Here is an 11,104-nt window from a genome sequence, read left to right as displayed (position 1 = left end):
CCAGAGCCGCCGCTCCACACAGGAGAAACACCCCTGGCTGCAAAACCGCAGGCCCCATCAGCCGCTGGGCAGCCGCACTCAGAAGCCCCGTCACCCCCGCCGGCAGGAGAAACGGGAGGAGGAAAAAGGTCCCCAGTTCCCAGGCCATCCAGCGGCTCCGGGTCTGCCTGTCCACCCCAAGCTGCCGGAGAATGGCATACTGCCGCTGATTTCTGTCCAGGGCGGAGAGCTGGTGAAAGACCAAAATGGTACAGGAGAGCAGGAGGATCACCAAGCTGAGATAGAGGCCGCAAAAGGACAGCGTGGTAAACCCTGTGAGCGAATTGGCCACCCCCCAGGCCTGGACCGACACCCCCATGGTCACCTTTTCCGGCATCGTTCTCCCCGGCAGCAGCTGAGGCCGCCACTGTGCACTGTGGAGGAAGGTCCGAATCTCCTCCCGCAGCGCCGCAGTCCCCCCGCCCTGGAGGTCCATCACCACCCGCCAGCCCTTCTCCGGCAGGCTCTGTGCCACCTGGTCCGGCACCACAAGGGCATACCCCCGTTCCCCCGCCATTTGATACTGCTCCATGGGTTCTGTCCGCAGAGAAGGGGTACCGGGCGTGAGCCGCTGTCCCGCCAGAGAGAGCATGGGGGCCTGGGCCAGAGATTGTTGAATCTCCTCCCAAAAATTCCAGGTGTCACAGTGGACCAAATACTCCCCAGGGCCCAGCTCTGCCTCCTCCAGGTCCAAGATCCGCCGGAGATGATTGTAGTCTGACAGTGCCATCGCCTCCGTGCCGTAAGGGGTCTCATAGAGGAAATAGGTGACGCTGTCCTCCACGGGGCATTGCCGGTCCACCGCCGCCAGCAGGGGCTGGGCGCTTTGCTTGGTCAAAGGGGCGTCCACCGCCACCCCGGCGTCATAGGGATAGTACGCCTCCATATTGGCCCGGTAACCGCTTCCCAGGGCCAGCCCCACAAACAGGGCGGTCAGAGCCAGGGTGAGCAGAATCCCCGTCACCGCCAGCACCCGTCCCGCCGTGGCCACCCGCGCCCCCATCTGCCCCAGGTAGAACAGACGTCCCCGGCTGTACTTGACCTTGGGCCGCCGGCGGGCCGCTGCCAGCAGCAGACCGGGCAGCCCCCGGTAAAGTGCGTAAACGCCCCCCAGCAGCAGACCGCCGCCACCGGCCAGATAGGCCCAAGCCCCGTTGGTCTGCATATCCAGGGCCTTCCTCAGCAGCAGAAGCCCCAGAGCCATCCCCGTCAGGGCCGGCGCAACCAGCAAAAACCACCGTCCCGGCCGCCAGCGGCCCGGGACCTCATTGGCCCGGCGGGAGGTGAGCAGCCCCTGAATGCTCTGGCGCCGGAGCACCCGGCCGGCCCGCAGGGCGCCCACCCCGTACATCAGCAGAAACAGCAGAAAGGTCATCCCCAGCGCCTTGGGCGAGGCCACTACCTGGTACTGATGGGGCGTCTGAAAAATCCACCATACCCCTTGGGCCAGGACTCCCGCCAGTCCCGTTCCCAACAGCGCCCCCAGCCCAAAGGCCGCCAGTCCCAACAGCCCATTCTCCCAAAAAAACATCCGTTGGACGGTCCTCAGCTCCATCCCCATCAGCTGATACAGGGCAAACTCCTGTTTTCTCTGCCCCAGCATGAAGCCCACGCCATAGGCAATGACACAGGAGGACAGCAGCGCCACCAGAACCGAGACCCCCACAATCCCCGTGGTGAGAATCCCCATGTTCTCCGACAGGGACAGCACATCCCGGGCACAGGCCAGCGCCAGAAAGGACTCCATCAGCGCCACTGTAACCGCCACGGTCAGAAAGTAGATGCCATAGTCCCGCGCAGAACGCCGCAGATTGCGCAGGGCAAGTTTGATGTACATGGGTTTGCCTCCTCTTCCAATGGGTTTCCTTTATGATACGCCAACAGAACCCCCATTGGTATGGTATTTTCTTACGAAGTTCTAACAAAATTGTAAGATTTGGCCGGGATACCAGGGGAGGTATTTCTTGACAAATTAAGAACATGTTAAGGTTCCATTCGGCTTGTTAAGGGGGAATCAAACTTTCCCATTTCCCCTTGTATTCCCCCAGAAAACCGCTATAATCAAAGCCAGTTTCAGGAACGCAGCCACAGGCCGCAAAAGGAGGGACAGCGATGGCCCACAGCAAACTGATTCTGGCCGTGCTCCAGGGAGAGGACTACGGCGACGTGGTCCGGCAGCTCAATGAAAACGGCATATTCGTCACGATTCTTCACTCCACCGGCGGGTTTCTCCGCAAACGGAGCGTCACCATTATGATTGGCGTGGAAGAAGCCAAGCTGGAACAGGTTTTGGACCTGCTCAAGGAAACAGCGGGCCGACGGACGGTTACTCTCTACCAAAATCCCGGCTCCATGCCGCCCCCGCACGGGCTGCCGCCGCTGTTTGCCTCCACCCCCATGGAAGTCTGCCAAGGCGGTGTTGCCGTCTTCGTGCTGGACCTGGAACGTCTGGAAAAATATTGATCTCTTCATCCTCAAATTGAAAATACACACGACACAAGGAAAAGGACCACATTTTGTGGTCCTTTTCCTTGTCCATATATCAGCCTCCCGCCGCCGGCTCCTCCAGAAGGAAGGAGAGCGGCGGCTCTCCCTCTCCGGTCTCCAGGCTCACCTGATAGCTGGGCAGATGGGGCAGCAGGACCCCCTCGCTGTACTCCCCCGCCGGCGTGTTGTACAGGGTCAGCCGCTCCTGTCCCGGGGCCAGCGGAAGCGACAGATAGACCTGCTCCCCACTGGACAGGGTCAGGACCTGCCCCTCCGCCTGGCCTATCCCCTTTAGAAGAAGGGTGGTCTCATACACCGTGCCCGCCTGCTGCAGGGCGGCCTGCTCCCCCTGGGCTTTGGCCAGGAGGCTTTCCTGGCCCTGCTGATAGGACGGGTCAGGGTTGGCCCGCTTGTTCTGCGCCAGCTGGGCGCACAGGGCCGCCTTTTCCTGGAGCAAGGCGGAAAAGGCCGCCGGCTCCGCCTGCCGCACCGTGCAGGTCACTGAAATGCCCTGGGCGCCGCCGGTATAGGTATAGGGGGCCGCCGCCAGGTCCGCCGGGTCCGGCGCATATCCCTCCACTGGATAGCATCCCACCGCCGGCGGCACCGAAACCGTCTCTGTCTGCTGACAGCCGGCCAGCAGGCAGCATCCCAGGAGCAGAAAGAGCCAGAGCTTTCCTCCCATCTCCGCCGTCCTCCTCTATACCCGTTTCTGGAAATTCCCCACCACGGAAATGTCCTCACAAATGATGGCAAATACGTTGGGGTCCCGCTCCTGAAGGGCCCGGCGCAGGGACAGGGCCTCCTTTTTCGAGACCACCGTGAGCAGAATGTCCGTCTCCTGGCTGCTGTAAGCGCCCTCCCCCACCCAGCGGGTGACGCCTCGGCCGGCCCGCTGGAACACCAGTTTTTCCATGTCCTCCCGCTTGGTGATGATAAACATGGCCACCATCACATTTTGCAGGTGGACCCGGTCCAGGCAAAGATACATAACCCCTGCCATGAGAATGCTGTACACCACCGACTGCCGGTCAAAGAGGAACAGGCCAGTCCCAAAGACCCCAATGTTGAGGAGCATGGAGATTCTCCCCACGCTGAACCAAGGGTTTTTCATGGCGCACAGCAGGCCCAAAATTTCCTCTCCGCCGCCGGAACAGCCGGCTGTCAAGGTGAGGCCGGCCCCCGCGCCGCACAGCAGACCGCCGATGACGCAGGCCGTGAGGACCTCGTCAAACACCCCCACCTCCGGAATGGGGATCACCGCCAGCAGCACACTGTAAAACAGGACGCAGGCAATGGTCTTGCCCAAAAAATAATGCCCAAACCGGGACCAGGCAATGGCCAGCAGAGGGAGGTTTAACAGAAAATAAATGGCGCCGGCCAAGTCTCCCAGGCTCTGCAAGCCCGGCACCAGGGATTCCAGCCCCATCCGCAGCAGCTGGGCCAGGCCCAAAAAGCCTCCGCTGTACATGCCCGTGGGCAGAACGATACAGTTCATAGAGGCCGCGAAGAGAAGGGACCCCAAAAAGATGACAGCCAGCTCCCGCCACAGCCGGGGGCGCTTCCAGGGGCTTGTCCTCTCCTGCGCCTGCCGGGCGGCCTCGTTGGACAAAGCAGATTTCTTCATCACCACAACGACCTTTCTCTCTCAATGTTGAAAAGCAAAACCCCAAAAGTTCCCGGCATGCTTTCTCTGGCATACCGGGAACTTTTTCCTTCTTTTATGGGGTTTGCCGTGGGGAGGCGATCATCCCTCGATGAGGCCCTGCTCCACCAGGAAGTCATGGGCAACATCCTTGGCGTCCATACCGTCCACGTCCACTTTGGCATTCATAGCGGCCATAGTTTCCTCATTGAGGGTACCGTCCAACAGCGCCAGGGTCTCAGCCAACTGGGGGTCCCCATCCACCAGCGCCTTGTCAGAGAAGTTCACCGCATAGTAAGGCGGGAAGAAGTTCAGGTCGTCCTCCAGCATGGTCAGACCCAGCTTGGACAGCAGGGCATCGGTGGCAAAGGCGTCCACCACGTCCACCTCACCGGCCTCAATGGCGTCATAACGCAGGCTGGCGTCCAGGCCGGACACGTCCTTGAAGCTGGCGTCGTACTTGCTCTCCAGCAGCGGCAGGCAGTCCTCCCGCTGGATGAACTCCACGGTGCAGCCCAGGTTCAGTTCCGGAGACTTCTCAATCAGATCCGAGAGGGTCTTCAGGTTGTACTGTTCCGCGGTCTCGGGCTTCACGCTCATCACATAGGTGTTGTTGAAGCCCAGAGGATTGGAGGTGGCGATGCCGTGGTCCTTCTCCATAAGGTCATGGACGGTCTGCCAGACCTCATCCTTGTCTGTGGCCATGGGCTGGGCCAGCAGATTCATCAGCGCGGTGCCGGTGTACTCCACGAACATGTCGATCTCCCCATTTTCCAGGGCATCGAAACAGACCGCGGCGCCGGCCAGTCCGAACTTCTGCTCCACAGTATAGTCTGTCTTAGCCTCAATCAGCTGGCTGTACACCTCTCCCAGAATAATGGCTTCTGTAAAGTTGGAGGAGCCAACTGTAATGGTTTTATCAGACCCGCTGGCCTGGCTCTGCCCCTCGTCCTGACCATTGTCACCGCCACAGGCACCCAGTGCCAGAACCATCGCGGCAGTCATACCGGCTGCCAAACATTTCTTCCAGAGTTTCATGGAATTCAATACGCTCCTTTTTGTTTTGAAAATAATATAGATTGCGCGGGATTTCCCCCGATGGGAGACATTAGATCAGCGCCGCATAGGACAGTACGGACACGCCGATGAGCGCCACGCACAGTCCCCAGGCCACGTTCCGCCGGCGGCGGCGGACGGTACGGGACAGATTTTTGATCTGATCCGGCGGCAGCAGGCCCTCACTGGTCACCGCCTTCTCCACCCGGCCCAGGAGGAAGTCCAGGGCCAGGGCCATCACCGAGGCGGCCACTGCCCCCATGAGGGTCAGGGGATAGTTTCTGGAGTTCATGCCCAGCACGATAAACCAACCCAAGCCGTTGGCACCGGCAAAGGCCGCAATGGTCATGGTGCTCACCGCGGAGACCGCGGCAATGCGGATGCCCGACATCACATAGGGCACCGCCATGGGCAGTTCCACCCGGGTCAACTGTTGGGCCCGGGTCAGCCCGATGCCCCGGGCCACCTCCAGGGAGACCGGGGAGATCCCCGCGATCCCTGTGTAGGTATTCTTCAGGATGGGCAGGAAAGCATAGACAAAGACCATAAACACGGCCAGCTTTTCCCCAATTCCAAAGACCGGGATGCCCAGGGCCAGCAGCGCCATGCAGGGAATGGACTGCATCACGTTGGCCACCGCGATGACCACCGCGGAGAGCTTTTTGTGCCGGGTGATGAAGATACCCAGAGGGACCCCGATCACCAGGGCCAGCAGAACCGCCAGACTGGTCATAGATAGATGGCGCAGGAACTCCTCCACCAGCTCATCCCATTTGGTCACATAGATCTCTAAGTAGTCGCTCAGTGCGTAGCGCATATCACACCGCTCCTCTCCCCTTCTCTCTGCTCCGGGACGAACTGGCGGCTCATGGTCGCCAGGAGGCTGCTCTTGGTGAGGAAGCCCCGGAGAATCCGCTGCCGGTCCACCACCGGGATGATGCCCGCCGCGTCATAGTCAATGTTGGCGATGATCTCCTGGAGGGTGGTGTCCTCCTCCACGGCCACATAGTCGTCAGACAGGTAATCCTCCACGGGAGCCGAGCCATCCCGCTCCTCCATCAGTTCTGTCAGCCACACCACGCCCAACAGGTGCTCCTTCTCATCCACCATAAGCAGACTGTCCACGCCGCCCTGGCGCATCATTTGCAGGGCTTGGAGGACCGTCCGCCCCCGGTTGACGGTCTTGGGCCGCAGGCGCATGATATCGGCGGCCCGGATGTACCCCGGGTTGGACCACAGGCGGTTTTCCCCGATGAAGGTACTGACATACTGATTGGCCGGATGCTTCAGGATGTTCTCCGGTGTGTCGCACTGGACGATATGCCCGCTCTGGATGATGCAGATGCGGTCGGCCAGCTTGATGGCCTCATCCATGTCGTGGGTGACAAAGATGATGGTTTTCCCTGTCTTCTTTTGCAGGGCGTGAATCTCATTCTGCAGCTCTGACCGGGTCATGGGGTCCAGGGCCGAGAAGGGTTCGTCCATGAGGACGATGGGCGGGTCCACCGCAAAGGCCCGGGCCACCCCCACACGCTGCTGCTGTCCGCCGGACAGCTGGGAGGGATACTGGTTGCGGTACAGGGCCGGGTCCAGGTTCACCATCTTCAGCATGGCGGTCACCCGGTCATGGATCTGCTCCTTGGGGTACTGGGCCACTTTCATCACCAGGGCGATGTTCTCCTCCACCGTCAGATGGGGGAACAGGCCCCCGGCCTGGACCACATATCCCACCAGGTTGGGCAGCTGGTTGACCTTAATCTGGGACACCGGAGTCCCGTTGATCTTCAGGGTTCCCTGCTGAACGGGCAGGAGCTTGTTGATGCTCTTGAGCAGCGTGGTTTTCCCACAGCCGCTGGAACCAATGAGCACAAAAAACTCACCATCCTGAATGGTTAAATCCACATTGTTCAAAACTTCTTTTTCCTTGTAAGCCATGCAGACCTGTTGAAATTCAACCATAATAATAAAAACACCTCACAATGCAGGTCTTGGATTACGTTTGGATTGCTGAGGTTATGGTAGCACAGAAGTAATTAGTGTGCCCATAAGAGTTCCGGTCTAAGATTAAGATTCCACAAATCTTGCCCCTGTTTTTCCCACCCTTCTGCCTGTACCGCCAGAAGATGTCAAAAGCGCCGCCGTGCCAAAACAGCACGGCGGCGCTCTGCTGGGGCGGGACAGTCAGCTCTCGTCCTCCTGCCTCTGCCGAATCATCCGGTAACCCACCCCCACGTGGGTCTGGATGTATTGGGGATGGCTGGGGTCCAGCTCCAGCTTCTTGCGCAGGGTGGCCATAAACACCCGCAGAGAGGGAATCTCCGCCACGGCCTCCCCGGCGGAGACCCCCCAAATCTCACTGATGATATAGTTGTGGGTCAGCACCTTGCCGGTGTTCTTGGCCAGCAGGCACAGCAGCTTATACTCCATGGGGGTGAGTTTCATCTCCGCCCCCCGGCAGCAGGCCCGGCCGCCGGCATAGTCAATTTTCAAGTCCCCATTCTCATAGAGGGCGGCCTCGGCGCTGGTTTTCTGGCTGTCATAGCGCACCCGGCGCAGCGCCACGCGGATGCGGGCCAGCAGCTCCTCCACGGAAAAGGGCTTGGTCAAGTAGTCGTCAGCCCCCGCGTCCAGGGCCACCACCTTGTCCGCGTCCTCCCCCCGGGCAGAGACCACAATGATGGGGAGATTGCTCCAGGAGCGGATTTTTTTGATGATCTCAATGCCGTCCATGTCCGGCAGTCCCAGGTCCAGCAGCATCACATCCGGCCGGTAGGACAGGGCGTCCATCAGCGCCCCCGCCCCGGTCTTGGCCCGGTGAAACTGATAGTTCTGGGTCTCCAGCGTTGTGGCGATGAGGTTGCCCACCGCCGTGTCATCCTCCACAAAAAGAATCTGCGGTTTATTCATGGTTTGTCTCCTCCACTGCGCCCAGGGTGAAGCGGAAAATGGTCCCCTGGGGATGGTTGTCCACGGCCTGGATGGTTCCGCCGTGGGCATTGATGATGGACTTGCACAGCGACAGCCCCAGCCCCAACCCCCGCCGGCTGTCCCCCCGTTTCTTATCCGCGGTATAGAACATGTCAAAGATCCGATCCTTGGCGTCCTGGTCAATCCCCGGTCCGTCGTCGGCAATCTCCACCTCCACCTGGTCCCCCTCCCGATGGGCGGACAGGGTGATATGGGAGCCCTCGGGGGTGTACTTAATGGCGTTGTTGACAATGTTGATGACCACCTGCACCAGGAGGCGGGCATCCACGTTGGCCATGAGCAGGTCGTCCTCCAGCTCCACGGAGATCTGATGCTGGCTGGCGTTTCGGTCCAGATGCTGCAGGGCCTCCTGGAAGATCTCCTCCAGCAGCTCCGGCTGGGTTTTCAGGCCCAGCTTGTCATCCTCAATGCGGGTGATGGACAGCAGGTTTTCCACCAGGTCAATAAGCCACATGGAATCGTCATAAATGGCGGTATACAGGGCCTGGAGCTTTTCCTGGCACAGCTGCCCCCGGCCCTCCATCAGAATATTGGCATTGCCGGAGATGCTGGTCAGGGGGGTGCGCAGATCGTGGGAGATGGCCCGGAGAAGGTTGGCCCGGAGGGTCTCCTGGTGGGCCCGTTCCTCCACCGCCTGCTTCTCCCGGACCGTCATCTCCTTCTCCAGGGCCAGGCCGCACTCATCCAGAATCGCCACCATAAAATTCTTCTCAAAGGCCTCGGGCTTCTCCCGGTTCTTGGTGACGATGGCCGCCACAGCCAGGGCGCCGCCGGTGCCCCGGATGGACATATACAGGCACTTGGCGCTGGGCAGGGTGTTGGTGGTGGCGCCGGCGTGCTTGTTGTTCTTAAACACCCATTCCGCCACGCCCCGCTCGGACTCCGTCAAAAATTCCGACAAGTCCGTCCCTGGTGATATATGCTCTAAGTGACTTCTTAATCATGATTTTGTCATGGTTAGTGAAGCAATCACTTAGAGCATTTTTGTTTCAGGAGGTACAGCTATGAGAAACGAAAAAATCACCCCACTGTACGAGCGCCTGAGCCGGGACGATGAGTTACAGGGCGAGAGCAATTCCATATCCAACCAAAAACAGATGTTAGAGGATTTTGCCCGCCGGAATGGACTGCCAAACCCTACGCACTTTACCGATGACGGTATCTCAGGCACCCGTTTTGACCGCCCTGGATTTTTGGCGATGATGGAGGAAGTGGAGGCAGGGCGTGTAGAGGCAATCGTCATCAAGGACATGAGCCGGTTGGGGCGCGACTATCTGAAGGTCGGTCAGGTCATGGAGGTTTTGCGGCAGCGTGGAGTTCGGCTGATCGCCATCAACGACGGTGTGGACAGTCTGAAAGGCGATGACGATTTTACCCCGTTCCGCAACATCATGAATGAATTTTACGCCCGTGATACCAGCCGGAAAATCCGCTCTGTGTTTAAGTCAAAAGGCATGAGCGGTAAGCACCTGACAGGCACCGTGATTTACGGCTACTTGTGGGATGAAAAGCGGGAACATTGGCTGGTAGATGAGGAAGCCGCCGAAGTGGTACGCCGTATCTTTTCCCTCACGCTGGAGGGATATGGGCCTTATCAGATCGCCTGCAAATTATCCGCAGACCGGATTGAAATTCCTGTCGTACACCTTGCCCGCTTCAACGAGGGTGTGAACCGTTCAAAGCCGGTCAAAGACCCCTATGGATGGGGATCATCTACCATCGTGAACATTTTGAAAAAACGAGAGTATTTGGGGCACACCATCAATTTCAAGACCCGCAAGCACTTTAAGGACAAGAAAAGCCACTATGTTTCTGAGGACGAGTGGACGATCTTTGAGAATACCCATGAAGCCATTATCGACCAGCAGACCTTTGATCTGGTGCAGAAAATCCGCAGCAATGTACGGCGTTATCCAAACGGCTGGGGCGAAGCAGCTCCCCTCACAGGCTTACTCTATTGTGCCGATTGTGGCGGCAAGATGTATGTCCACCGCACCAACAATGGCAAGCGGATTTCTCAATATACCTGTTCCAATTATACCAAAGTTCCGTGTGGGACACTATGCCTTACACAACACCGTATCAATGAGAGTGCTGTTCTGACATTGGTTTCCGACACACTCCGGGCTATCGCTGAATATTCGAGAAATGACCGGACGGAATTTATTCACACTGTTCAGGAGACGCAGGTTGCTCAACAGAGTGCCGATATATCGAAAAAGCGCAGGCGTCTGGCTACTGCCCAAAAGAGAGCCGGAGAACTGGAAAAACTGATTTGCAAAATCTATGAGGATAACGCCCTCGGCAAGCTGCCGGATACACGATATAAGGCGCTTGATGCACAGTATGCCAAAGAGCAGGACACACTTGAGATTGAAATTGCGGAGTTGGAAAAGGCTGTTACCGGCTATGAGCAGAGCCAGAAATCAGCAGAGAAATTTATAGCCCTGATTGATAAGTACGAGAATTTTGACACGCTGACAAATACCATGCTCAACGAGTTTGTAGAGAAAATCCTTGTCCATGAACGCTCCCGAAAAGGCAGTCAGGATACCACGCAGGAAATTGAAATCTACTTTAATTTTTTAGGACGCTATATTCCACCATCCTTACAGCCGGTTCCTTTAACCACGGAGGAACAGGAAGAACTGCGGAAAAAAGAAGAACGCAAGGACAGGCTTCATCAGAACTATTTGAAGCGGAAAGCCAGCGGCGCACAAAAACGATATGAGGACAAAATCAAGGCGAAGAAAAAAGCGGAAATGGACGCTAAGAAATCCCTGATCCGGGCTGAGGACATGAAAAAAGGCGTTTATTCTACTGTTAGCCAGCTGCCTAAAGAAGAACCGCGCAAAGGCAGCATAGCAGCCAGCGCAGCGGTTTAACCAT

The 11,104-nt window shown here is 58.3% G+C and carries 10 protein-coding genes; 2 read left to right on the top strand and 8 right to left on the bottom strand.

Annotation, left to right across the window (positions count from 1 at the left end; all coding sequences use genetic code 11):
* On the bottom strand, nucleotides 1-1,876 hold a 1,876-nt coding region (locus DV520_RS07610), incomplete at its 3' end, for an FtsX-like permease family protein (protein WP_133308842.1).
* A 275-nt stretch (nucleotides 1,877-2,151) separates the two neighbouring features.
* On the opposite strand from DV520_RS07610, the gene DV520_RS07605 reads away from it, so the two are divergent.
* Complete coding sequence (locus tag DV520_RS07605; RefSeq protein ID WP_021920786.1) at nucleotides 2,152-2,502, top strand: cyclic-di-AMP receptor; 351 nt, start codon at nucleotides 2,152-2,154, stop codon at nucleotides 2,500-2,502.
* 79 nt (nucleotides 2,503-2,581) lie between these two features.
* Here the strand turns inward: DV520_RS07605 and DV520_RS07600 are convergent, their stop codons facing one another.
* The 7 genes from DV520_RS07600 to DV520_RS07570 form a co-directional block, all read right to left on the bottom strand.
* A complete protein-coding gene (locus DV520_RS07600; protein WP_117142332.1) occupies nucleotides 2,582-3,211 on the bottom strand; it encodes a hypothetical protein in 630 nt (209 codons plus the stop codon).
* Nucleotides 3,212-3,226: 15 nt separating this feature from the next.
* A complete protein-coding gene (locus tag DV520_RS07595) occupies nucleotides 3,227-4,153 on the bottom strand; it encodes a YitT family protein (RefSeq protein WP_021920784.1) in 927 nt (308 codons plus the stop codon).
* 120 nt (nucleotides 4,154-4,273) lie between these two features.
* Nucleotides 4,274-5,209 (bottom strand): glycine betaine ABC transporter substrate-binding protein, encoded by a 936-nt coding sequence (locus DV520_RS07590; protein WP_021920783.1) that lies wholly within the window; start codon nucleotides 5,207-5,209, stop codon nucleotides 4,274-4,276.
* 70 nt (nucleotides 5,210-5,279) lie between these two features.
* Nucleotides 5,280-6,044, bottom strand: a complete 765-nt coding sequence (locus tag DV520_RS07585) for an ABC transporter permease (protein WP_242984667.1) — start codon at nucleotides 6,042-6,044, stop codon at nucleotides 5,280-5,282.
* The gene (locus tag DV520_RS07580; RefSeq protein ID WP_117142330.1) at nucleotides 6,029-7,186 is read right to left on the bottom strand and encodes an ABC transporter ATP-binding protein; all 1,158 of its coding nucleotides are present in this window, start codon (nucleotides 7,184-7,186) and stop codon (nucleotides 6,029-6,031) included. The genes DV520_RS07585 and DV520_RS07580 overlap by 16 nt, the downstream gene beginning before the upstream one ends.
* Nucleotides 7,187-7,408: 222 nt before the next feature.
* Nucleotides 7,409-8,134: a response regulator gene (locus DV520_RS07575; protein ID WP_021920780.1), complete on the bottom strand. Its 726-nt coding sequence runs from the start codon at nucleotides 8,132-8,134 to the stop codon at nucleotides 7,409-7,411.
* Entirely contained in the window at nucleotides 8,127-9,116 is a 990-nt protein-coding gene (locus DV520_RS07570) for a sensor histidine kinase (protein WP_242984666.1), read from the bottom strand. The genes DV520_RS07575 and DV520_RS07570 overlap by 8 nt, the downstream gene beginning before the upstream one ends.
* Nucleotides 9,117-9,219: 103 nt before the next feature.
* Between DV520_RS07570 and DV520_RS07565 the strand changes: the two genes are divergently transcribed.
* Nucleotides 9,220-11,100 (top strand): recombinase family protein, encoded by a 1,881-nt coding sequence (locus tag DV520_RS07565; RefSeq protein WP_007860261.1) that lies wholly within the window; start codon nucleotides 9,220-9,222, stop codon nucleotides 11,098-11,100.
* The last annotated feature ends 4 nt before the right edge of the window (nucleotides 11,101-11,104 follow it).

Source organism: Evtepia gabavorous (assembly GCF_003425665.1).
GTDB classification, from domain to species: domain Bacteria; phylum Bacillota; class Clostridia; order Oscillospirales; family Oscillospiraceae; genus Evtepia; species Evtepia gabavorous.
Note: the sequence above shows the minus strand (reverse complement) of the source record. Positions and strands in the feature narration are given on the sequence as shown.